Origin of the sequence: Bifidobacterium sp. 2450 (genome assembly GCF_041900695.1) — a bacterium.
Lineage (GTDB): Bacteria > Actinomycetota > Actinomycetes > Actinomycetales > Bifidobacteriaceae > Bifidobacterium > Bifidobacterium longum.
In genome coordinates, this window is the sequence record NZ_JBHEEA010000003.1 from 50,137 (window position 1) to 74,424 (window position 24,288).

The 24,288-nt window shown below is 60.6% G+C and carries 18 protein-coding genes and 2 tRNA genes; 7 read left to right on the forward strand and 13 right to left on the reverse strand.

All coding sequences use genetic code 11. The annotated features are described in order from the left end of the window. Nucleotides 1-30: 30 nt before the first annotated feature. The 3 genes from ACEUKI_RS01345 to ACEUKI_RS01355 form a co-directional block, all read right to left on the reverse strand. The gene (locus ACEUKI_RS01345) at nt 31-2,883 is read right to left on the reverse strand and encodes an ABC transporter permease (RefSeq protein ID WP_374156396.1); all 2,853 of its coding nucleotides are present in this window, start codon (nt 2,881-2,883) and stop codon (nt 31-33) included. 28 nt (nt 2,884-2,911) lie between these two features. Next, on the reverse strand, nt 2,912-3,826 hold the full coding sequence (locus ACEUKI_RS01350; RefSeq protein WP_144169229.1) for an ABC transporter ATP-binding protein: 915 nt from the start codon (nt 3,824-3,826) through the stop codon (nt 2,912-2,914). Between the two features lie 348 nt (nt 3,827-4,174). Then, the gene (locus ACEUKI_RS01355; RefSeq protein ID WP_374156397.1) at nt 4,175-5,491 is read right to left on the reverse strand and encodes an O-acetylhomoserine aminocarboxypropyltransferase/cysteine synthase family protein; all 1,317 of its coding nucleotides are present in this window, start codon (nt 5,489-5,491) and stop codon (nt 4,175-4,177) included. A 472-nt stretch (nt 5,492-5,963) separates the two neighbouring features. On the opposite strand from ACEUKI_RS01355, the gene ACEUKI_RS01360 reads away from it, so the two are divergent. The 7 genes from ACEUKI_RS01360 (at nt 5,964) to ACEUKI_RS01390 (ending at nt 14,605) form a co-directional block, all read left to right on the forward strand. Continuing rightward, complete coding sequence (locus tag ACEUKI_RS01360; RefSeq protein WP_144169228.1) at nt 5,964-6,836, forward strand: pyridoxamine kinase; 873 nt, start codon at nt 5,964-5,966, stop codon at nt 6,834-6,836. Nucleotides 6,837-7,072: 236 nt separating this feature from the next. Further along, a complete protein-coding gene (locus tag ACEUKI_RS01365) occupies nt 7,073-7,576 on the forward strand; it encodes a YraN family protein (RefSeq protein ID WP_374156398.1) in 504 nt (167 codons plus the stop codon). Nucleotides 7,577-7,630: 54 nt separating this feature from the next. Further along, the gene (locus tag ACEUKI_RS01370; RefSeq protein ID WP_374156399.1) at nt 7,631-9,166 is read left to right on the forward strand and encodes a YifB family Mg chelatase-like AAA ATPase; all 1,536 of its coding nucleotides are present in this window, start codon (nt 7,631-7,633) and stop codon (nt 9,164-9,166) included. Further along, nucleotides 9,163-10,863 (forward strand): DNA-processing protein DprA, encoded by a 1,701-nt coding sequence (locus tag ACEUKI_RS01375; RefSeq protein ID WP_374156400.1) that lies wholly within the window; start codon nt 9,163-9,165, stop codon nt 10,861-10,863. Before ACEUKI_RS01370 ends, ACEUKI_RS01375 begins: the two co-directional genes overlap by 4 nt. A 56-nt stretch (nt 10,864-10,919) precedes the next feature. Further along, nucleotides 10,920-12,785, forward strand: coding sequence for an FAD-dependent oxidoreductase (locus ACEUKI_RS01380; protein WP_374156401.1), 1,866 nt, complete (start codon nt 10,920-10,922; stop codon nt 12,783-12,785). 95 nt (nt 12,786-12,880) lie between these two features. After that, entirely contained in the window at nt 12,881-13,846 is a 966-nt protein-coding gene (locus tag ACEUKI_RS01385) for a succinate dehydrogenase/fumarate reductase iron-sulfur subunit (protein ID WP_115769982.1), read from the forward strand. Between the two features lie 93 nt (nt 13,847-13,939). Then, a complete protein-coding gene (locus ACEUKI_RS01390) occupies nt 13,940-14,605 on the forward strand; it encodes an O-methyltransferase (RefSeq protein ID WP_179133420.1) in 666 nt (221 codons plus the stop codon). 45 nt (nt 14,606-14,650) lie between these two features. Here the strand turns inward: ACEUKI_RS01390 and ACEUKI_RS01395 are convergent, their stop codons facing one another. The 10 genes from ACEUKI_RS01395 to tig all read right to left on the reverse strand — a co-directional run bounded on the left by ACEUKI_RS01395 (nt 14,651) and on the right by tig (nt 24,287). Further along, nucleotides 14,651-15,592: a TIGR00730 family Rossman fold protein gene (locus tag ACEUKI_RS01395; RefSeq protein ID WP_080784959.1), complete on the reverse strand. Its 942-nt coding sequence runs from the start codon at nt 15,590-15,592 to the stop codon at nt 14,651-14,653. Between the two features lie 293 nt (nt 15,593-15,885). Further along, nucleotides 15,886-17,304 carry a Na+/H+ antiporter NhaA gene (locus tag ACEUKI_RS01400; protein WP_080784960.1) on the reverse strand — a complete coding sequence of 473 codons (1,419 nt, stop codon included), beginning with the start codon at nt 17,302-17,304 and terminating at the stop codon, nt 15,886-15,888. Between the two features lie 187 nt (nt 17,305-17,491). Beyond that, nucleotides 17,492-17,565, reverse strand: a tRNA-Arg gene (locus ACEUKI_RS01405). A gap of 29 nt (nt 17,566-17,594) precedes the next feature. After that, nucleotides 17,595-17,668 (reverse strand) — tRNA-Arg (locus tag ACEUKI_RS01410). A gap of 155 nt (nt 17,669-17,823) precedes the next feature. Beyond that, on the reverse strand, nt 17,824-19,203 hold the full coding sequence (clpX, locus tag ACEUKI_RS01415) for an ATP-dependent Clp protease ATP-binding subunit ClpX (protein ID WP_179133421.1): 1,380 nt from the start codon (nt 19,201-19,203) through the stop codon (nt 17,824-17,826). A gap of 121 nt (nt 19,204-19,324) precedes the next feature. Further along, nucleotides 19,325-20,026, reverse strand: a complete 702-nt coding sequence (locus tag ACEUKI_RS01420; RefSeq protein WP_374156402.1) for an ATP-dependent Clp protease proteolytic subunit — start codon at nt 20,024-20,026, stop codon at nt 19,325-19,327. Between the two features lie 5 nt (nt 20,027-20,031). Beyond that, nucleotides 20,032-20,655: an ATP-dependent Clp protease proteolytic subunit gene (locus tag ACEUKI_RS01425; RefSeq protein WP_007052058.1), complete on the reverse strand. Its 624-nt coding sequence runs from the start codon at nt 20,653-20,655 to the stop codon at nt 20,032-20,034. Between the two features lie 105 nt (nt 20,656-20,760). Beyond that, on the reverse strand, nt 20,761-21,141 hold the full coding sequence (locus ACEUKI_RS01430; protein WP_007052057.1) for a hypothetical protein: 381 nt from the start codon (nt 21,139-21,141) through the stop codon (nt 20,761-20,763). A gap of 116 nt (nt 21,142-21,257) precedes the next feature. After that, nucleotides 21,258-22,724, reverse strand: a complete 1,467-nt coding sequence (locus ACEUKI_RS01435; protein ID WP_374156403.1) for a chloride channel protein — start codon at nt 22,722-22,724, stop codon at nt 21,258-21,260. Nucleotides 22,725-22,907: 183 nt separating this feature from the next. Next, complete coding sequence (gene tig / locus ACEUKI_RS01440; protein ID WP_080784964.1) at nt 22,908-24,287, reverse strand: trigger factor; 1,380 nt, start codon at nt 24,285-24,287, stop codon at nt 22,908-22,910. Between the last annotated feature and the right edge of the window lies 1 nt (nt 24,288).

A 24,288-nucleotide genomic window follows, 5' to 3' on the forward strand; every position in this document is an offset into this window, starting at 1 on the left:
AAGCTCCCTCTGATGAGGGAGCTTATTGCTCTACGCCTCGGCCAAGGCCTCGACGGGTGGCGTTTTGACGGCCCGGCGGGCGGGTGCCACGCTGGCCAGCAGAGCGGCGAGCGCGGCGACGCCGAGCACCACACCGTTGGTGGCCCATTCGAACGGGAACACGGTGTCGCCGTACAAACTAAACACCATGTAGGATCCAAGCCAGCCGAACAGGGTACCCAATACCACTCCCACCACGCCGGAGACGAGCGAAAGCAGCAAAGCTTCCACCGCCAGCGAGCGCCGCAGTTGGCCGCGCGTCATGCCGATGGCACGCAAGGTGGCGGATTCGCGTGTGCGTTCGATCACCGACAGACTCAGCGTGTTCGCCACACCGACCAAGGCGATGAGCACAGCCACCGCAATCAAACCGACCAACAATGCCATCATGCCGTTGATCATGGTCTCCCATTGCGTACGTTCGGCCACCGGACCGGTCACGGTAACACCCGCACTGGCGGAGAACACATTCTGCACGTTGGTGAATACGTCGTTCAACGCAACACCCGCGCCTTCGGTGTCAATGCGCATAAGCATGATATGCCCGTCGGCCTTGATTCCACCGTTGGTGAAGTGGCTGGCGTCTACGAAGGCGACCGCGGCGTAGTTGGAGGCGATGCGGCGATAGTCCACCTTCCGCGGTTTGAGCGTCAGCGTCTGTGTGCCGCCGGATTGTCCATTGCCGTTTTCGGCGCTGCCGTTCGCATCATTACCGGACGGACCATTGGTGGCATCGGCTTGCGCTTCGGCCGCTCCAGCCGTGAACGTAACGCTCTTGTCCAGCGGAATATCCTTGCCTGTAGCGGCGGAATACTTGGGCATCAGTACGGAATCGCCATCAATGGTCACACCGGACAAATCGGAGCGCACCACCTTGCGCAGCGCGTCGACGCCATCCACGCCCACGACCAGCACACTCAGACTCTTGCCGTCGGCATCCTTCATGGTCATCATGCGGGTCGGCGCGTAGATACTGCTCTGAACGCCCTTGACTTTGGCTGCCTCGCTGGCCTGTTTGCCAGTCATATCGGTGCCAGCGGCAATCATGTCGACGCTGTAGCGCGTGGTCAGCGCCTCGTTCATGGTTTGCTTGGCGCTGGCGGCACCGGTGGCGATGGTGGAGACCAGCGTCACGCCGATAAGCAGTGCGGCACCGGTGGCGGCCACGCGGCGCGGGTTCTTCTGAATGTTCGCATGTGCCACTTTGGCGGACGGACCGGCCAGTGCAACCAGCGCGCCCACGCCGCGCATGAGCACCGGTAGCCAGAACGTGGCGGAAAGCACCAGTCCAAGGAAAATCAATGCACATCCGATGATGGCGGCGAGCAGCACCAGCGGATACTGCTTGTCGGCCATTGAATCACGTCCGGCGATGTTCTCGGACATCTGCCATACAGAGAATGCGCACAGTGCCACGCCGGCCACAATCAGCAGCATGGAAATCACGGCGCGGACCACACCGGCCCGTCGCGTGTCGGTCAGTTCGATGGGTCGCAACGCTTCCAGCGGGGTGACGGCGGTAGCGGAACGCGCGGAGCCTAGCGAGGCAATCACCGTCATAATGATACCGAATGCCATCGGCACCGTGAACACCGGACCGGATAGTACCAGTCGCATGGTCATGCCGGTGGCTTTCATCAGGCCCGACTGGCATAGCGCGGCCATGAGTCCGATGCCCAGGCCCACTCCCAGTGCGGAGGCGATCAGTCCCAGCACACCGGCTTCAAACAGCACGGAGACATACAGCTGGCTTTTGTTCGCGCCGATGGTGCGCAGCAGGGCGAGTGTGCGGCGGCGCTGTGCCACGAGCACTTGGAAGGTGTTGGCGATGACGAGTGCCGCGACCAGCATGGCAAGTATGCCGAAGCTCAGCAGGAAGATGGTGGTGATGCTGGTTTCGCCCGAACTCATGTTTTTGACGGATTCTTCGACGAGCGCGGCACGGGATTGCACGCTGAAATGCTTAGGAAGCAGTGTGCTGATCTGTTTTACGGTGGACGCCGTGGCCGCGTCGCTGGCATCGTCGATATCGAGATAGACGAGGTAGACAGGCAGGTTGCCGAAATCGTTGCTACCGGCCATTGCGGTAATAACGTTGTCGGAAAGCACGGAAGCGCCACCGTAGTAGGCGTAGGCACCGTTCGGGTCGTCGGTGAGGCCTACCACGCGCACGGTCATGCCGGAGTCGGCAGTGTTGGCGCCATCGGATGAGGCGGACACGCCGGACGCGGCATCGGAATCACCGTCGTGCGAGCTCGTGACATCGGCGTTCTGGGCCGACTCATCACCAGCGTCACCGGTATTACCGGCCGAATCGCCGGTCTTGCCCGCATACTGCGCCGCCTGCGAGTTGACGGTCACACGGTCCCCTACCTTGACGCCAAGCTGGTCGGCTACGGACTTGGTCAGGGCAATCTCGTTGCTGTCCGCCGGCTGGTCTCCTTGCGTGATGGTGACCGGCAGCAGCGTACGTTTTGCGGCGGTGGTGATGACGTAGCTGCTGGCATGCTTGTTGCCACGGGTTACGGTCACGGAACCCGCGTAGCTGGCGCGTGCGTCCTTGACGCCTTCGGTGGCGCGGATGCGGTCAAGCTGGAAGTCGTTAACCGTGCGCGTGTAGATGTAGTCCTGGTCCTTATCGGTCAGGTCCTTGCCGCTATCCGGGCTGATCACGTAGTTCGCGCCGCCGAGCCGGGCGGTGTTCTGGGCGGCAAGCGCATCGTTCATCGCGTTGCCGAACAGGAAGGTAGCGGCGATGAACGCAGTGCCGATCAGGATGGCGATGCCTGCCGGAATCAGCATCCTGGCGCTTTTCTTCATAAGTTTCAGAGTGATGGAAAACATGGGGGTGTCCTGTCTCTCGCTTTCCGGCTCAGCGAGCGTGCTGTGCGGCGGCGCGGGCATGGCGCATGGTGCCGGTTCTCCCAGCTGGGGGCAATGGAGCGTCGGTGATGGGCAGGTTGGGCACATCCTTTACGCCGGCAAGACGGGCGAGCGTGTCGGCGCGTGTGCTGGTGACGGCAGTGCGCGTGGCACGTTCGCGTTCGGCCATAAGCAGCTCGCTCATCGTTTCGGCAGTGGGATTCGCCTCGTCGGCCACGATCTGTCCGTCGGCGAATACGATGGCACGGTCGGCGTAGGAGGCGGCCACCGCATCGTGCGTGACCATGACGATGGTTTGGCCAAGCTCGTTGACCGAACGCTTCAGGAAGCCGAGCACTTCGGCGCTGGAAACGGAGTCGAGGTTGCCGGTCGGCTCGTCAGCAAACACCAGCTTCGGCTTGGTAATCAGCGCGCGGGCGATGGCCACGCGCTGCTGCTGGCCACCGGACAGTTCATTCGGTCGGTGGTTCAGGCGCTGCTTCAGTCCCAGGGTATCGACAAGCAGGTCGAACCAGGCGCGGTCGGGCTTGTCTCCGGCGAGAGTCAGTGGCATGAGGATGTTCTGTTCGGCGGTGAACATGGGCAACAGGTTGAAGCTTTGGAAGATGAAGCCGATCTTGTGGCGACGTAGCAAGGTGAGCTGCTTGTCGTCCATGCGGGTCAGGTCTGCCCCGTCGAAAAGAATATGCCCGGATGTGGCGGAGTCGAGGCCGGCGAGCGTGTGCATAAGCGTGGATTTGCCGGAGCCGGACGGGCCCATGATGGCGGTGAATTTGCCGCGTTCGAAACTCACGTTCACGCCGCGCAGGGCATGGACCATATTGCTGCCAGTGCCGTAGTTCTTGACCAAGTCGACGGCCTGAATAGCGATGCCGCGCGATGCGGCCGGGTTCTGCACGTTCATAATGTCTCTCCATATTTGGCCGGGCCTTATGCCCGGATGATGATTCCAACTTATGAAGAAATAACGGCGCGCCCCATCGTGCGCCAGACTGAATTGGGCGGTCGGCCACGCGCCGGCCCTCATCCTTGAGGATTATGTCGTCTCAGGTCTCACACTATTCATGCCTCTGCGCAGACAGTGTGAGGCATACAGACGCAAGAAAGCCCGCACTGCATGACATCAGTGCGAGCTTTCTACTCCTTGGGTCAAGCGATCAGGCGGAAGGCGCCCCATGCGGCTCGATGATTCGCGATGCACCCCATTAGCATCGCGCCCCTTCTCATCGGGCCGTCAACCCTCCTGTCGACCTCACTTGGCCAAGCCGGAAGCGCGAAGGGCTTCGAAGCCGCCCTTCAGGTCATCGAGGATGTCCTCGATGTTCTCGGTGCCGATGGACAGGCGGATGGTGCCCTGGTGAATGCCCTGGTCCTCGAGCTCTTCCAGGGTCTCCTGGGAGTGCGTGGTGGAAGCCGGGTGGATGACGAGGGACTTTGCGTCGGCCACATTGGCAAGCAGAGAGAACAGGTGCAGATTGTCGATGAAGACGCGAGCCGCATCCTTTCCGCCCTTGATATCGAAGGTGAAGATGGAGCCTGCTCCGTTCGGGAAGTACTTCTCGTACAGGTCGTGATCCGGACGGTCCGGGATGGACGGGTGGGAAACGAACTCGACTTCCGGCACGGTCTGCAGGTACTCGACGACCTTCAGCGCGTTCTGGACGTGGCGCTCAACACGCAGGGACAGGGTTTCGGTGCCCTGCAGCAGCAAGAATGCGGCGAACGGAGACAGGGTGGCACCGGTATCGCGCAGCAGGATGGCGCGGATACGGGTCACGAAGGCGGTGCCGCCGAGAGCCTCGTAGAAGTTCAGGCCGTGGTAGGAGGGGTCCGGCTCGGTCAGGGTCGGGAACTTGCCCGGCACCTCGGCCCAGTTGAACTTGCCGCTTTCGACGATCACACCACCCAAAGTGGTGCCGTGGCCGCCGATGAACTTGGTGGCGGATTCAACCACCACGTCGGCGCCGTGCTCCAGCGGGCGGAACAGGTACGGAGTGGCGAAGGTGTTGTCCACAATCACCGGCAGGTGATGCTTGTGGGCGATTTCGGAGATTGCCTCGAAGTCCGGCAGATCAGCGTTCGGGTTGCCGAAGGTCTCGAAGTAGACGAGCTTGGTGTTCTCCTGGATGGCGTCCTCGAACTCCTGCGGGTTCTCGGCGGAAACGAAGGTGGTGGTGATGCCGTCGCGCGGCAGAGTGTGGCGCAGCAGGTTGAAGGTGCCGCCGTAGATGTTCTTGGCGGCGACGATGTGGTCGCCGGACTGGGTGATGTTGCGCACCGCGTATTCCACGGCGGCTGCACCAGAGGCGACGGCAAGGCCTGCGGTACCACCTTCAAGAGCGGCGATACGGTCTTCGAACACGCCCTGGGTAGAGTTGGTCAGACGGCCGTAGATGTTGCCCGGGTCGGCAAGGCCGAATCGGGCCTCAGCGTGATCGAAGTTGTGGAAGACGTAGGAGGTGGTCTGGTAGATCGGCACGGCGCGGGAATCGGTGGCCGGGTCGGCCTGTTCCTGGCCCACATGCAGCTGCAGGGTTTCAAAACGGTACTTCTTGTTGTTCTCGGCCATGGTATTCTCCTTGGTTGTGCTAGGTCGCGAGGATTTTTCCTTGCCACCCGCCTGCCGTGTTCGGGCGGTTGGCGAGGTGTTGGTTATGAAGTTACGACGCTTGGGCCGCGCGGCGCAAGCTGAACGTTATCGGACTTGCCTATAAGGGCTTATAAAGCCTTGGGATCATTGACGTGAGCGACTGTCAGAAGTCACGAAAAAGTCGTTGAAATTATCGCGACACGCCGGGCCGCACGCATGCGCTTTCAAGGTCGACTGCGGTCACGGTGATATCGCTGCCATGCCTTTCGCGCATGGCTCAAGTGTCCGTGATGATTGCTTGTTCCACCCGTCACCAAGACGGTTTGCCCGCTCGGTGATGACATCTGTTTCATTTTCTGCCGCCCGGTTACATGGTTTACATGACGAACGACTACAGTCAAACATCGCCAATGAATTATTCCGCCAACATGGTGAAGGGATTCGAACAGACATGACCGATGTAACACTGTATGACCGTGATCCGAACTATATTCCGCGCGTGGCCGCCGTGCACGACATGTGCGGCTACGGCAAGTGCTCGCTGACCGCCGCGATTCCGATTCTCTCGGCCGCCGGCTGCGATGTGTGCCCGGTGCCGACCGCCCTGTTCTCGGCGCACACGCGCTATGCAGTGTTCACGTTCCATGACACCACGGATATTCTCTCCGGTTACTTGGATGCCTGGCAGAAGGAAGACGTGGAGCTGGATGGCGTGTATTCAGGCTTCCTCGGCTCCCCCGATCAGGTGGCAATCATTCAGCGTCTCTACCGCGAATATCCGAACGCGCTGCGTCTGGTTGACCCGGTGATGGGAGACGCCGGCGAAATGTACCCCACGTACACACCGGAGCTGTGTGAGGCAATGGGCGCGCTGGCCGATGGTGCCGACGTGTTGATGCCGAACCTCACCGAAGCAAGCATTCTCACCAAGCGTGACTATCCTGGCCAGGATATTGATGAGGCCACGGTTAACGAGCTGCTTGGTGCTCTGCTGGAGTTGGGTGCCAAGAACGTGGTGCTGAAGGGCATCGACCATGGCGATGGCAAAATCGTCAACTATGTGGCCAGCGCTTCCACTGGTGTTGCCGGCAAGACCGAGCTGGCTCATGAGAAGTTGCCATACATGATTCATGGCACGGGTGACGCCTTCGCCTCTGCCCTGTGCGGCGCGGTGATGGCCGGCCGCGACCTGGCCGAGTCGGCCGAAATCGCCGGTGAGTTCGTGCGCCACGCCATGGTCAGCACCCGTAACCAGCCGCATTTCGAGGATCGTGGCGTCAGTTTCGAACTGAGCCTTGGCGAACTCACCGATTTGGTGAAGTGACCGCACCTTGGCTCCCCTCTCCGCTCACTGGGTCTGACGCGTTTAGCGAACAACCCGGCGGGTTGTTTGTCATCCACAGGTAAGTCAGCTGGGGAGCCTTGGTAAACCTTCTGAACTAATGGTGGATAATCGGGTTTTCATCCACACGTTATCCACAACACGCCAAACCGCGTCATAGTATCCACATTTGCCGGTTGCGCTTGTGCTCTTACATAAGTAACCCGCACAGTGGAATCATGAACGCTTTACCACCTACCCAGCCGACGACGAAGTCCGGCATCGACGCCGGTCTTGCCTTTCACCAGCCCATGCTGGCTTCACCTGATCCGCAGGCAACGCTGTCTTCGGAACGGATTGCGGCCACAATGGGCGACCGCAATCTGACGCCCAAACAGTTCGGCGCGCTCGGCGAGCAGTATGCCGCCGCGTGGCTGGAGGAACATGGTTGGACGACCCTGAGCCGCAATTGGCATACCCGTTACGGCGAATTGGACATCGTGATGCTCAATCCCGAGTACACGGTGGTGTTCGTCGAAGTGAAATCACGCCGGTCCATGCATTACGGATATCCGCAAGAGGCCATTACGCCGGCGAAACAGCACAATCTCAGGAAAGCCGCCTGCGATTGGCTGCTTGACCGGCGTAATCGTGTGCCGCATTCGGCGGTCCGTTTCGATGTTGTCACCATCGTGCTTCGGGTGGGCAGGCCGCTCGTGCATCACATTGAAAATGCCTTCTGAAGCCCCCCCAAAAAAAACAGCCACGTTGCGAAACACATTGTGAAAGGAGTAGACATGGCTATCGGCAGTGCCCTCTCAGTCGGACTGATCGGCCTTAAGGCCTTCATCGTCCAAGTGCAGGCTTTCATCAGCCCTGGCTTGCCATACTTCAGCATCATCGGATTGCCAGATGCATCGTTGTCCGAAGCCCGCGAGCGCGTGAAATCGGCGTGTCAAGCCACTGGATTCGGTTGGCCGCAAACCCGTGTAACCGTGAACATGAGCCCTGCGGCCATGCCCAAACGCGGTTCGTCGCATGATCTGACCATCGCGGCCAGCGTCCTATGTGCGGCGGGTGCCATAGGGCATGATTGCCTAGAAGATACCATTGTGCTCGGCGAAGTGAATCTTGACGGCTCGGTGCTGCCGATTCATGGGCTGCTCCCGATCATGCTGCATGCCGAGGAACGTGGCGTGCGCAAAATGATTGTTCCCCATCGCAATCTTGACGAGGCTTCGATGGTGGATGGACTGGATGTAGTGGGCGTGAGGCATGTGGGTGAGCTCATCGAACTGATGGGCGGCGATGCCACCTATACGATTCCCGATACACCGGTTACCGACGAGACCACCACGGATCAATCGCCCACAAGTCATCCCAACGATTGTGGCGATATGAACGAGGTTCTGGGTCAGGAGCATGCCAAATGGGCGCTGCAAGTGGCGGCGGCAGGCGGGCATAATCTCATCATGACCGGCCCACCAGGCAGCGGCAAAACCATGCTGGCCTCACGTATGCCCGGCATCATGTGCCCGTTGAACGAGGCGGAACAACTGGAGGTGGCATCGATTCGATCGCTGTGCGGCATACTGCCTCAGTACGGCATCACCGACATGCCGCCGTTCGAGGCACCGCACCACACCGCCAGCACGGCGGCCTTGGTGGGTGGTGGCAGCGGCATCGCCGTTCCCGGCGCAATCACGCGCGCGCATCGAGGCATTCTGTTTCTGGACGAGGCACCGGAATTCAGCGCACGCGCCCTGCAGACGTTGCGCGAACCATTGGAATCCGGGTATGTGGCGCTTTCCCGTTCAAAAGGCAGCACCTATTACCCGGCCTCATTCCAACTCATCATGGCGGCCAACCCCTGTCCGTGCGGATACTATTACGGCACCGGCGAACGTTGCGCTTGCCGGGAAAAAGACCGTATACGTTATTTCTCGCGATTGTCCGGACCGATATTGGATCGTGTGGATATTCAGATGGCGGTGCCACCAGTCTCGCGCATTGCCGCGCAAAGCGAGCCAATCGGCGAGTCCAGTGCCGGGATACAAGCTCGTGTGATTCGTGCCCGTCAAGTGGCCAAAGATCGGTTCAGACAGTATGGATGGGTGTGCAACGCGCAAGCTTCGGGCAAATGGCTGCACGCCAATACATCGCTGAAAGCGATGGAATTGGTCAATCGGGCCCTGTCCAATCATCAACTCACATTGCGCGGGGCTGATCGCGCCATGCGTCTGTCTTGGACGCTCGCCGATCTGGCCGGCCGCGTATCCCCCACTGAACAGGACGTCCATCAGGGCATCGAAATGAGAACGAGGATGACATGAGTAACGCTACTGATATCCGGCAATCTGGCGGCACCGCAGGCAGTGTGGATCACACCGATACGAGTCTCGCCGTTTCGCGCACTATTCCCGTACCTCCCACGGATACGTTGTATCGTGCCGCGCTCACGTTCTGTCTTGATGGTGCGGATGTGATGATGTACGCCACGCTCAAAGGCGCGGAAAACGCCGAATCCCTCTGGCATGCGTTGGCGCAATCCCACCCAAGCCAGCCATCTGAAATCTGCGGCCCGGCGCTGTCACGTATTGACCGCATGTTCGTGGACGGCCTCACTCGATGGGGCCGCAAGGCGTCGGCGAACGCGATGCGCTCCTTCCGCAATGCACTGGCCGGCTGGCATAACCGCATGATGGACCTGCCCTCGCAAGACATCATCCAACTGGCCGACTGGTTCACTATGGATGGCACGCAATGGATTATCGGCCCTGGCCATCCATGTTGGCCCTCGCAGTTGGCCGACCTGTCCATTCGCTCCGATTGGGCGCCACCGCTGTGTTTGTGGATCAAAGGCGATTCACGCGCATTGATCAGTTGCGCCAAACCGGTCGGCATCGTCGGTTCACGGGACGTGACCGAATATGGCCGGTATGTGGCACACACCGTAGCCGAACAGGCAGCCGTTGCCGGGCATCTGGTCGTGTCCGGAGGCGCGATGGGCACGGATGCGGCGGCACATTGGGGAGCGTTGAATGCGCTGCACGGCAGAATACCCGCCAATGTGGGCAGAACCGTTGCCGTATTCGCCGGCGGGCTCAACCATATCGGACCGATGCGTAACCGCACGCTGTTCGAACGTATCGAGGCGCAGGGTGGTGCACTGATCAGTGAACTGTGCCCAGGGACGATTCCCGAAGCCCGTCGTTTTCTACTCCGCAACCGCATTATCGCGGCCATGTCTTCCACATTGATTGTGACGCAAGCCCGGTTGCGTTCCGGAGCGCTCAACACCGCGGGATGGGCATGCGAATTGCTGCGCGAAGTGTATGCGGTTCCCGGTGACATCAATCAGCCTTGCAACGCCGGGTGCAATAAGATGATCGGCGACCAACGAGCGATGATTCTGTGTGCCGCCACATCCACCGAGGATATATGCCATGAACGGCATAAGCCCGTTATGGCAGCATGCCCCGGCATATCGAAATCCACAGGTCAGGACTCGTCCGAAAACGAGGAGGCCATGGAAGTGCCGGCAACGACTCCGTTATCGCCAGCATCCTCGGAATCATCGGCGTCACAGGAGTCGTCACAAGATTCAGGTCATTCGAAACGTCTTAAGACCAAGCATACTCAGCCTACACTCGTTCAATCCAAGGATGGGCCGGCGAGCGCAACTGCCGAAGCCGGTGCCAACAAGAGCAAGGGTGAAGAGCTGCCCTCGTCGCATCAGATGCCGGATCTTCGTGCCAAGCCGAAGCCCGATCCCGAGAAGGAAGCCCAACAACGTATCATTATCGCCAAGCTGCCGGAAATGGAACGCACATTAGTGGCATTGATTCGTGAATGCCGTAAACGACATCTCATCGTCACCCCGGACGCACTATTGCGTGTGGCGCGAGAGACGGTACCCGACGAGATTCCCAATATCGGCACCATACTTGAGCTACTCGGCGCATTGGAGCTGAAGGGAGTGATCGAGCGTGATGCCGGCATACTCAAGCTGAGCAGCCGTGTCGGCTAATCGGCTTCCATGACACGGCTCGAAGGCTGTTCGGCGGGTGTGCGAGAATCGAACCCATGAGTCCGAAACGTTTGGAAGATATGTATGATGCGGTGATCGTCGGCGCCGGAGCGGCCGGCCTGTCGGCGGCGTTGGGACTGCTGCGCTCCCCCGAAATCACCGAGCTCAAGGAACAAGGCGTGGACCCGAAGATCCTCGTGGTCTCCAAACTGCAGCCGCTGCGTTCGCACACCGGTTCGGCCGAGGGCGGCATCGCCGCGAGCCTGGGCAATGTGGAGTTCGATGACTGGCACTGGCATTACTACGACACCATCAAGGGCGGCGACTGGCTCGTCGACCAGGACGCGGCCAAACTGCTCGCCGAATACGCGCCGCAGACCGTGATCAACCTGGAGCGTCAGGGCGTGGCCTTCTCCCGTACCGATGACGGGCATATCGCCCAGCGCCGGTTCGGCGGCCACACGCGCGAGTTCGGCGGTGCCCCGGTCAAGCGCGCCGCCTATGCGGCCGACCGCATCGGCCACCAGATTCTGCACGCCTTGTGGCAGCAGTGCGTGGCGGCAGGCGTCGAGTTCGCCGAGGAATGGTATGTGACCGACCTGGTGCTCGCCGACGACGGCAAGCAGGCGGCCAGCATCGTGGCATTTGACACGCATTCGGGCAAGATTCAAGCCATCCACGCGCGCAACGTGCTTCTTGCCACCGGTGGCGCGGGCCGACTGTTCCACACCACGTCGAATTCCTGGGACCTGACCGGCGACGGCATGGCATTGACCTTGGCCGCCGGATTGCAGCTTGAGGACATCGAATTCGTGCAGTTCCACCCCACCGGGCTCGCACACACCGGCATCCTGCTGTCCGAGGCGGCCCGCGCCGAAGGCGGCATCCTGAGGAACGCCGACGGTGAGCCGTTCATGGAACGCTACGCCCCGGAGCATAGGGATCTGGCCGCACGAGACGTGGTCTCCCGCTCCATCATGGCAGAGATCGACGCCGGCCGCGGCGTCGCCGACCCAAAGGACCCGGATGGTCCGAAGGACTGCGTCTGGCTGGACATGACCGGCATCAACCCCGAACGTATGAAGGAAGTGCTGCCGCAGGTGGTCGAAACCATCGAGCAATACGCGAACCTCGATCCGGCCAAGGACCTGGTGCCTATCAAGCCCACTGCGCATTACACGATGGGCGGCATCCCCATCACCACCAATGGCGAGGTGTACCGTTGGGCCGACGGTGCCGTGCAGGTAGTCGATGGATTGTTCGCCGCTGGCGAATGCTCTTGTGTCTCCGTACATGGTGCGAATCGTCTGGGCGGCAATTCTCTGCTCGACGCCTGTCTGTTCGGTACACGTGCTGGTCAGACGATGGCCGCACGCATCGCCGAGAACCCGGTTGACTCCCCCATGGCCGATGATTCGGCCGATGACATGCTGACCGATGCCGCCGGTCAGGCTGCCGATTCCCGCAAGGCAGAGCTTGACGAACTGCTCGCTGGACCGATGGATGATTCAGACGATGGCGGGCCCACCGACAATCCTTATCAGCTCATGGCCCAACTCGGATCAGTGATGGAGCAGGCTCTGGCCGTACGTTGCACCGCTCAGACCATCGATACGGCGTTGACTCAGATCAACAACGACATCACACCGGTTGCCGATACCTTGCGGGCCCATGACAAGACCGCCGCATTCAATCAGGAGGTCACCGCCATCTGGGAAGTCCGTCATCTGATTGAACTGGCCGAGGCCATGCTGCACGCTTCCGAATCCCGTCAGGAATCTCGCGGATCCATGCAACGCCTTGATTTCCCCGAACGCGACGATGAGCATTTCCTTGCTCACTCGATGGTCGCCGATGATGGTTCGGTAAGTTTCAAGCCGGTGCACATCACCGACTATCCGCCCAAGAAGCGCGAGTACTGATCCGCTGGTGGTAATACCCAAGCCGCCTAGGGCTTGTGGCACAATAGGTTGGCTAATATTGGACTTGACATCCCACTGTTTCATGGAGGCAGAACATGGCTGAGTCGAGCAACACGACGGTTACCCTGCAAGTGCATCGTTTCACGCCGCGACCCGGGCGTGCCGAACGTGCACGCGGTGGCAGCCCGTTTGCCAAGAAAAGCTCCCCGTTCGGCGGCGGCTCGGATTCGGCGGCGCGCCGTCGTCCGCGCGGCAAGCAGTGGGTGCAGGAATACACGATTCCCGCGCGCCCCTCGGACACCGTGCTCGACTGCCTGCTGACCATCAAACGCACCGTCGACCCGACGCTGGCCTTCCGTTATTCATGCGGTCATGGCATGTGCGGTTCGGACGCCGTGGCCATCAACGGCATCCCCACCCTGCTGTGCACAGCCACCATCCGCGATTGGGCCAAGCAACCCGGCGCCATGCCCGAAGTCGATGACGAAGGGTTCCGACACACCGGCACCGAGGCTGAGGAATCCGACGATTCCGCGGAAAACGTCGCAAACGCGGCGGCCGACCAGAACTCAGCCGCAAACGGTTCGCTGGGAGTCATCGAACTGGCGTCCCTGCCCGGCTTCCCACCGCAGCGCGACCTCATCGCCGACATCGACCCTATGCTCAACCAGATCAGGAAGCTCACCCCGTATCTTCAGGCGGACGGCGTGCTCGCCACCACCGCCGAAGGCAAGGTGGACGTGTTCGAATACCTGCAGAACCCCGAACAACTCGCCAAATACGAGCTGCTGAGCAACTGCATCGCCTGCGGCGTGTGCGAAGGCGCCTGCCCGGTGTACGCCGGCGGCGACGCCTTCATCGGCCCGGGTGCGCTGATTTGGGCCTCCCGTTTCGTCAACGATTCGCGCGACACCAAGGCCATGGAGCGTATGGATGCCATCGACACCGCCGACGGCGTGGCCGCCTGCCAGTCCGTGCGCGCCTGCTCCCGCCACTGCCCGCGCGGCATCGATGTGGGCGAGGAGATGTGGCAGATCGTGGCTAAGGTCCGCGAGCGCTAAGCCGCGCCGCGGCTGGCTGCGGCGATCGCCTAAGCACGTGCGTCGATGCATCCGCCGGGTGCCCGCACGAGAGAAGACATGAAGGAACGAGTTATGGACAGAACGCAGTACACCAACCTCGCCAAGGCATGGGAATTCACCGAGGAACACGCGCGCGAACGTGAATCCGATGCGTTGACCGACACCCGTACGGCCACCGACGAGTCCGGCCAGTTGCAGGGTTCGGCGGCGCAGGCCCGTCTGCTGGGCATGCTGGTGCGCATCACCGGCGCCGCTTCGGTGATCGCCGTGGGCACCGGCTCGCTGGTGGAGACCTTGCAGCTCGCCCATGCGCTGGATAACAAGGGCCTGCTGACTGCGGTCGATTCCACCGCTCAGGGCATCGCGCTGATTCGCAAGGCGTTCGCCGAGCTGCAGGATGAGACCGACACCACGTTGCGTGCGGTGAACGCCCCGGCCAGCGTGTTTCTGCCGCGCCTCAACGCCAATGATTACGATCTGATCGTGGTGGCGGGCGACGCCGAGAACTATGCCGCCACGTTCGCCCAGGCCTCTCGTCTGCTGCGCGCGCACGGCGTGATCGTGTTCACCGATGTGCTGGCGTTGGAGGACGGTCAGGGCGGCGTGATCAATCCGGCCGACCGCAGCGACAAGGCCATCGCCATGCGTGAGCTGCTCACCACCGTCGAAGATGACGAAGGTTTCGAGTCCACGCTCACCCCTGACGGCACCGGCCTGCTCATCGCCTACAAAAAGTAACTCTGTCCTTGGCTCCCCTCTCCGAGGGGAGCCACTCTATCTCGCTTACCTCACAATTGCGCTGACGGCCACGTCCACGGCTTCGTCGGCGTCATCGGTTACCGTGACCAGTTTCGGGTCGATCGTTGAGATCATGCCGTGCTCGGCCACCGGACCGTTGAGCCAGTCAAAGAGCCCCTGCCAGTATTCCTTGCCGTAGAGCACCACCGGAATATTCGCCACCTTGTGGGTCTGGACCAAGGTCAGCAGCTCGAACATCTCATCCAGTGTGCCGAAGCCGCCCGGGCATACGATCACGCCGGAGGAATACTTGATGAACATGGTTTTCCGCACAAAGAAGTACCGGAAGCTCATGCCGAGGTTCACCCACTGGTTCAACCCCTGCTCGTGCGGCAATTCGATGCCGAGTCCCACGGATTTGCCGCCGGCCAGTGCCGCTCCCCTATTCGCGGCTTCCATGATGCCGGGACCACCGCCGGTGATGACGGCGATGTTGCGCTTGGCTATCTGACTACCCATGCGCCGTGCTGCCTTGTAGATCGATTCGGTGCGCTGGGTGCGTGCGGAGCCGAAAATTGAGACCGCGGGTCCGAGCTCGGCGAGTGCCCCGAAACCGTCCACGAATTCCGATTGGATGCGCAGCACACGCCATGGATCCATGTGCAGCCAGCCGGTGTCCTGATCGGGTTTCAGCAGGTTGGCGGTGGTGTTGTCCGAAGGAATCATCTGGCCGCGTAGAATCACCGAGCCGCGATGATAGGTGTCGCCCAGCGGCGAGGCGTCCTCCAAGTCGACCGGGTTCACCGGTGTGGCCGCAGCCTCAGTTGCTGTCTCAGCCTCCAACGTTGCCATATCATTCGCAGCTGTGGCTTCCAATGGTTCCATATCGTCCACGACTGCGGACTCGGATGCGGCCTCGGCTAGATTCTTTGCTTCAGCGGCCTTCTTGCCGTCGTTCTTCTTGGATTTCTTCTGCTTCTTTGCCATCCAATGTCCTCCCGTACGGTGCTATCGACTCTTCGCATTCTAGCGCCTGAAGCTCTGCATACGTTTTCCGCGAAATCATCCTTGACTTCGTGAAGAACGTACGGTGAGTGACACTGAGCGTACGGTTTTCACGAAACAAGGCCTCATCTCGTGAAGAACGTACGGTGAGTGACACTGAGCGTACGGTTTTCACGAAACAAGGCCTCATCTCGTGAAGAACGTACACTGAGCACGTCTCAGCGTACGGTTTTCACGAAACAAGGCCAACAATGGAGCAGGGACCGTCTAAGCAATCAGTGGCGGAAGTCGATTTCCACACTGGCGGTGCCGTCGGCGAGGGTGCCGGGGTGTTCCGTGGGCGTGGTGGGCTTTGTGGTGTGGCTTGGCTGCCCGGTGCCATCACCATCAATCGATTCGTCATCCTCCGCATCGGCCGCTGCTGCAGCTGCGGCCTTCTCGAATCGCTTGGACTGACGGCTCAGCAGCACACCGGAAATCGCGGCGGCAATCAGGGAGGCCACCAGCACGCCGAAGCGCGCCTCAGCGGAAAGTTCCGCGTTCTTGTACGCCAGCGAAGCGATGAGGAAGGACACAGTGAAGCCAATGCCGCAGGCGACGGCAGCGGGAATCATGTCGCGCACGCGCAGCCCCTTGGCCATCTTGAGCCCGCCCACATGCGTGGACAGCCATGCCGTGGTGATGATACCCAGAGGTTTGCCGACCACCAAAGCCACAATCAGTGCGATGACCAGCGGCGAGGCCAACAATAGCGGGCTCATCGACTCGAAGTGTACGCCGGTGGCGAACAAGGCGAAGATGGGCAGGGCCAGCAGTGCGGAGAATGGCTGGAGCTTGTTGGCATAGCGTTCGGCACGCGGCGAGAGTTCGCCGTGCATTTCACGAGAGGGGGTCAGCAGGCCAACCAGCACGCCGGCCAGTGTGGGGTGCACGCCTGCCTCGAACATCATGATCCAAGCGAGGATACCGACGATGCCAACCGCGATCCACGGCACTTTTTTCAGTCGTACGAGGTATGCCCAGATGGCGGCGCATACGGCGATGCCGATGGACCAATACCAGGCGTTAATCGAGGAGAAGAATACGGCGATCAGAATAATGGCCAGCAGGTCGTCGACGGTGGCAAGCGTCATCAGGAACGCGCGGATCGAACCGGGCAGGGCCTTGGCAAACAGGGCGAGCACGGCCAGCGAGAACGCGATATCCGTGGCGGTGGGCACTGCCCAGCCGTGCGACATCTCCGAGAACGGGATGCTGCTGCCGGTGGTGGTCAGAATCAGCGTGCCGGGTTCACCAGGCCCGATCTGAGAGAACAATGCCGTGACGGCCAGGAACAGGATGGGCGGGGCGATCATGCCGCCCACCGCGCACAGCATCGGCACGGCGGCCGCTTTCGGATTGGCGAGCGAGCCGGTGGTGAGTTCCTGCTTCAGTTCGAGGCCCACGGTCAGGAAGAAGATGGTAAGCAGACCGTCCTGGGCCCAGTGGCCAATCGGCAGGTCGAGATTGGTGTAGGGGATGAACAGATGCGTTTCCGCGACGGTCTCGAACGCATGCGCGGTGGCGGGCAGGTTCGCGAGCACCAGGCCGGTGAGCGCGAAGCCGAGCATGATGAGTCCGGAAATACGGTCTGAGGCGGCGATTCGCCTGATGGTGGACCAAAGTCCCTTCTTCGCGCCGGCGGTCGTGGCCATCGCGTCTCCTTGCTGCACTCTCTTGGATGAACCGTATGTAATAGTACGGAATATCTCAGGACGTTCCGCTCCGGGCTGAGTCGCGAAGGGCAACCTTAGCCCAACCCTGTGTGGCCGACTCAACCGACTCAAACGGGCCAATACAATTGGAAAAGCCTCGAAAGCATTTCGCTTTCGAGGCTCACTGTGCGCCAGACAGGATTCGAACCTGCGACCTGCTGATCCGTAGTCAGCTGCTCTAATCCGCTGGGCTACTGGCGCATACCACTGTTATCCCCGTGGTTCGGGAGTGCGCCAGACAGGATTCGAACCTGCGACCTGCTGATCCGTAGTCAGCTGCTCTAATCCGCTGGGCTACTGGCGCATGTTGTCTTTCAGACAGCTCGATATATAATACACGCCGTTCAGCTGAATGCAACTCGGCGTGTTGCGGCGAGTCGCACCATCCCGACCACTACTGCAACGGCGTATTTACTGGCCTCACGCCTCGTGTGTGCGAACTCGGTCAAGCAAAACCGACTACACAACTTTGAGACGTCCCTGCGGCACATCCACGGCTTCGCGCAAGAGTTTGGGCGTGCTGGAACCCTCTACGGACGCCTTGTCCACAATCACCTGCCTCACATCATCCAAACTCGGCAACTGGAACATCGTGTCCTGCAACGTACGTTCGATAATCGAACGCAACCCGCGTGCGCCGGTCCCCTGCTTGATAGCGATATCAGCAATCGCCCGAATGGCCTGTTCTGTGAATTGCAGGTCGACGCCGTCGACGGCGAACAGTTTACGGTACTGCTTGATCAGCGCGTTGGCTGGCTGGGTGAGAATCGCCGTCAGATCGTCTACGGTAAGTTCCTTCAGCACACTGGTGACCGGCAAACGTCCGATGAACTCAGGCAACAGTCCGAACTCGGCCAGATCATCGGCATTGACCTGTTCGAGCAATTCCTCGTCTTTCATGTCGGCGTCGTGCCAATTCGCGCCGAAGCCGGTCTCTCGACGGCCCAATCGCTTGCGAACAATGTCCGTCAGCCCCACGAACGCACCGCCGCAGATGAATAGGATGCCGCGTGTGTCCATCTGCGCAACGTCCTGCTCCTTATGCTTGCGCGTGCCCTCCAACGGCACGGAGGCGATGGTTCCTTCCAAGATCTTCAGCAACGCCTGCTGAACGCCCTCACCGGACACGTCACGGGTGATGGAGGTGTTCTCACCGGATTTGCGGGCGATCTTATCGATTTCGTCAATGTAGATGATGCCGTGCTGGGCTCGGCTTACATCGCCATCCGCGGCTTGGAGAAGACGTTGGAGCACGGTTTCCACATCGTCGCCTACATAGCCGGCTTCAGTCAGGGTGGTGGCGTCGGTGATGACGAACGGCACGTTCATTACGCGGGCCAACGCCTGCGCAAGATAGGTTTTGCCCACGCCGGTGGGGCCAAGCAATAGAATGTTTGATTTGGCGACCTCGACGTCAGCCAAAGGGTCATTGCTGCGGCGGGTAGCACGCGTCTGGGTGGGAGCGGATTGCTTGGCTTGTTTGCCGGTCTGGCCACTGTGCCCGTTATTCCCGTCAAGCTGCTCAGCGGACTCCTGAAGCTCCATATTGACGCGCTTGTAATGGTTGTATACGGCTACGGACAATGCGCGCTTAGCGTTCTCCTGACCGATGACGTAGCGGTTGAGATAATCGAAAATCTGAGCGGGCTTGGGCAGGCTCAGCGAATTGACCTCGGCATCTTTGACACGCTCCTCGGAGATGATGTCCACGCACAGGGCGATGCATTCATCGCAGATGGAGGCATTGGGACCGGCCACCAGTTTTCGTACCTGATGTTCGGTTTTGCCGCAGAACGTGCAACGGGGTACGTCCTCGTTGTAGCTCACCACACGTCCCATGATTCTCCTTTGCCGACTGCGCCGCACCGTCGAACCGCCACGCTGCGCATTATCATTGTCATCCTTGAAGTACAATACCCCCGGTCGTTGCCGACCGAGGGTATTGCAATGTCCGGAAGTTTTACTGGCGGTGTTCCAACACCTCGTCCACGATGCCGTATTCCTTGGCTTCAGGAGCGGTCAGGAAAGTGTCCACTTCGATGTCGCGGCGAATCTTCTCGACGTCCTGGCCGGTGTGCTTGGCGAGGGTCTCCTCCAGCCATTCGCGCATACGCAGCATTTCCTTGGCCTGAATCTCGATCTCCGTGGCCTTGCCGAAGCCTTGGTCGATGGCCGGCTGGTGGATGAGCACACGGGCGTTCGGCAGCATCAGGCGCTTGTCCTTGGTGCCGGAGGCCAGCAGAATGGCAGCGGCGGAGGCGGCCTGGCCGAGACACACGGTCTGCACGTCGGGCTTGATGTACTGCATGGTGTCGTAGATGGCGGTCATGGCCGTCATCGAACCGCCGGGTGAGTTGATGTACATCATCACGTCACGGTTCGAATCTTGGGATTCGAGGACCAGCAGCTGGGCCATCACGTCGTCGGCGGAGGCGTCGTCCACCTGCACGCCGAGGAAGATGATGCGATCCTCGAACAGGCGGGAGTAGGCGTCCTGGGTCTTCATGCCATACGGGGTCTTCTCCACGAACTGCGGCATGATGTAACGGTTGGTCGGCGCGGGCTGGGCTGCGCGGGCGGAGGCCGGCATGAAACCGGCTACGCCCTGACGGCCGGCCAAGCGGTCGGCACGGGCGGCGAACTTTGCTTCTTCACTTGCCATGAGTCTCACTCCCCCTGCTGGTTGTTGCCGATGGTGTCCGGCGTGGTCACGAGCTTGTCCACGAAGCCATAGTCGAGGGCTTCCTGGGCGGTGAACCAGTGGTCGTATTCGTTGTCGCGGTAGATTTCCTCGAGGGTGTGGCCGGTCTGCTCAGCGGTCAGCTCGCTCATCGTCTTCTTCATGTCCATGATGAGCTCGGCGTTGATGCGCACGTCAGTGGCGGTGCCGCCGATGCCGCCGGAAGGCTGGTGCATGAGCACACGGGCGTGCGAGGTCAGGTATCGCTTGCCCTTGGTGCCGGAGCTCAGCAGGAACTGCCCCATGGAAGCACACATGCCCAGGCCCACGGTCGCCACGTCAGGCTCGATGAGCTGCATGGTGTCGTAGATGGCCATGCCGGCGGTGATGGAGCCGCCCGGCGAGTTGATGTACAGCCAGATGTCCTTCTTCGGGTCTTCGGCGGCCAGCATCAGCAGCTGAGCGCAGATGCGGTTGGCCATATCGTCCTTGACCTCTTCACCCATCCAGATGATGCGGTCTTTGAGCAGACGGTTAAAAATCGGGTCGACGGGGCCGGCCGGGACGTCATCGCCCGCCATGACCGGCAAGGTCGCAAAGGTATTGCTCACCTTGATTCTCCTTCTAATTACTCGAACATTGTTCAGACTACCGCCTTGAAGCGACTGAAGGCGTCTTTTCGCGTGCTTTTTGGCGGGTAGCGTAGGGATTTCGGTTTATTCCAAGGTATCGAGGACGTCGTCAATGAGGAGGCGCGTCTGGGAGGCGGCATCGTCGCCCAGACGCGGGAAGCGACGGGCGGCATTGGCGGGGCTGGCACCGGCGGCTCGCGCTACGTTGGACTTGCTGGCACCATGGGCCACGGCTTTTTCCGCAAGCCGATCGACCAGTGAATCGGCGACTTGGCGCATCTGTTCGGCCACCCATAATTGGGCCATATCCGCAGGTAAGTCGTAGTCTTCGGCCACATCGCTGGCTGCCTCCTGAATGGCGGCCCATAACACCATGAATGGCTTTCGATAGTAGTCAATCTGCTCAGTGAGCGGCTCAGCGGCAAGCAATTCAAGTGCCGAGCGAATTTCTGTATTTTCTGACATAGCTTTCTTTACCTCGGCTCCCCTCTCTGAGGGGAGCTGTCGCCATAGGCGGCTGAGGGGAGTTTCGACCGGGGCAGCTCCGCCTCAGAGAGGGGAGCCAGAATATATGTATTTACTTACTTACGACTCAGCAACCACTTTGATATCAGTGACGACGTGGCCACGGCCATGCCGACCGGCACAAAGAAGGCAATCGGCGCTTCAGAGAGCTCCATCACCAAGCACATGGCCATAAGCGGTGCCTGTTGTGAGGCCGAAAGCAACGAAGCCGCACCGATCAAGGCACACGCAGTTACCGAATCAGTCGGAAACATCAGTATCCATACGAGCCCGAGCATCGCACCCAGCGTGGAACCTAATGCGATGCCGGGCTGCAGCACACCGCCCGACGCACCGGAGCGAATGGTCATCAGCGTCACCAGCGCTTTGGCAACAAAGGTGAGTGCCAACACACCCAGCAACATCCAGATATTGGACTGGGACAGCGGGAAACCGGCGTTCATCACGGATCCAGAAGGGCCGCTCCCACCCTGAAGCATGGCCCAGAACGATGCCATTCCAGAGCCCGCTCCCCCGCCAGAGGCCGAATCGGATACATTACCGCCGCCCGTCAGCAAGTTCCATGGAGAGGCGGCCGCTGAAGATGCCGACTGCATGGCACCAGCAGTGCCGGCGGTTTCAGGAATGAATGTGCTGAATCCAAGTTGCGCTGCGGCACGGCCGTTGCCCATCACCTGCGGCACAACAATCGCCACCAAACCGGTGATGAGACCAGCCAGCGGCATCTGCCACAGAATAGCCTTACCGGTTGGCTTGTGCGCTTCCGCCCATTGCGAACCTTTTCGGAACAATGCGCCGCCCACTCCACATGCCGCACCGCAGATCGGAGCGAACAGCATTAACGTTGGCGTGGATTCCGGTTGCATGGCGGTAATGTCGTAGAACAGGTGATGCCCTTTGATCGCAACCGCCACGAATGCGGCAATGGCAGACATGCCCAGTCCAAACGCAACTTTTTCGATTGTCACATCTACCAACAGGATTTCGACGGCGAAGAACATGCCGGCCAGTGGCGCGTCATAGACGCCTCCTAGACCGGCACCGGCAGCCACTGCCACCACCATGCGCCGGTCGATGCCGTCAACGCCCTCGATATGGAACAGGTCGCAGAAACGTTGCGCGAGCATGGCGCCGAGTTCGCGTGGGGCGACTTCTCGGCCAATCGAGGCACCGGAGCCGACGATGAAAATCTGCAATACCACATGCACAATGGTTTGCCAGAAAGGCATTCGCTCCCCTGCCACTGCCTTCTTGACTGAAGGCATCGCAGTCGTTTTGCGCCGTAACAGATACCAGATAATGCCCGCGATGCTGAGTCCCACGGTCACCGATATCGCACGGCGTGCAGCGGGCACGCCGAATGGACCAGACAATTCTGGGCCTTCGATGTGGCCGAGCAGCACATGTTCAACGCCGTAGAGCAACAGGGTCAGCAGACCTGCTCCCACACCGATGAGCACGCCGAGCACAATGGTCGCCGCAGCGAGCCAACCAAGTCGTTTGATAGTAACCGTTGGCTGCATGTCAACCTCCGCACCCTATGCAACGAGTATGCCTTGGGAACTCCCCTTAGTCTCGCTACGCTCGACAGCTCCCCTCAAAGAGGGGAGCCAAAGAAATAGTCCTTTTGCCAGAATAGGAAGAGCCCGGAACCATGAAACACGATTCCGGGCTCAAACAATCACGCTAACGCGATGAGGCTATGCTCACTCAGCATCCTTGGCGTCATCCTTGGCGGACAGTTCGTCGGCCACGGCGGCAGCAGCGGAAGCGGCCTCGACGGACTCGGACTCTTCGTCCTCAACGGCCTCGCCCAGGAAGCCGGAGAGGTCCACAACCTCGCCATCAGCGGTGAACTTGACGGCGCGCATGCCGGCGAGCAGGCCCTTGGAACGGCCGACTTCCTGCACAGCGGAGCCAAGCTGGCCATTCTTGATGATGGCCTGGATAAAGTTGTTCGGGTCCATGCCGTACTGCTGGGCGATGGAAGCGAGGAAGTTGAACACGTCGGACTGGGACACCTGAACGTCCAGCTTCTCGGCCAGAGCGTCGAGCACCATCTGATCGCGCAGATCCTTCTCCACGGTCTCCTCGGCCTGAGCCTTCTGCTCCTTGGTGGCCTTCTCCGGGTCCGGGGTCAGGCCCTTGAGCTGCTCTTCGACCATGTTGGCCTTGACGCCCTTCGGCACCGGGATCTCGAGGCCTTCCTGCAGCTTGGCGATGAAGGCATCGCGAGCCTCGGTGGCCTGACGACCTTCGGCGTCCTGAGCGGCAGCCTTGCGAATGTCAGCCTTGAGCTCGTCCAGAGTGTCGAACTCGGAAGCTTCGGAAGCGAACTCATCGTTCAGCTCCGGCAGTTCCTCAGCCTTGACGGAGTTGACCTTGACCTTCACGGTGGCCTTCTGGCCCTCGTGCTCGCCGGCTTCCAGCGTGCCTTCGAAGGTGGTCTCCTCGCCGGCGGACAGGCCGTCAAGGGCCTCGTCCAGACCGTCAAGCATGGTGTTGGAGCCGAGCTCGTAGCTCACGCCTTCCTGGGAGTCGACGGTCTCGCCGTCAATCTCAGCAGTCAGGTCGATGTTGGCGAAGTCGCCCTTGGCGGCCGGGCGGTCCACGCCGACCAAGGTGCCGAAGCGCTGACGCAGGGTCTCGAGGCGCTTGTCGACGTCCTCATCCTTGACTTCCGGCTTGGAGATGGCGATCTCAAGACCGTCGATTTCCGGCAGTTCGATGTCAGGACGACGCTCGACGGTGGCGGTGAACTTCAGCTTGGTCTCGTCGTTGGCGGACTGCGGAACATCCTGCACGTCGAACTCCGGCTGAGCCATCGGGCGAATCTTCTTCTCATCCAGGGCCTTGGAGTACAGCTCCGGGACCGCGTCGTTCACGGCCTCACCGGCGACGGCGGCGAAACCGATGCGCTGGTCGATGATCTTGCCGGGAACGTGGCCCTTACGGAAGCCGGGAACGTTCACCTGCTTGGCGATTTCCTTACGGGCCGCATCCAGATACGGGTTGAGCTCTTCCGGTTCAACAGTGACGGTGAGCTTCACCTTGGTGGGCTCGAGGTTACGAACGCTGATCTTCACG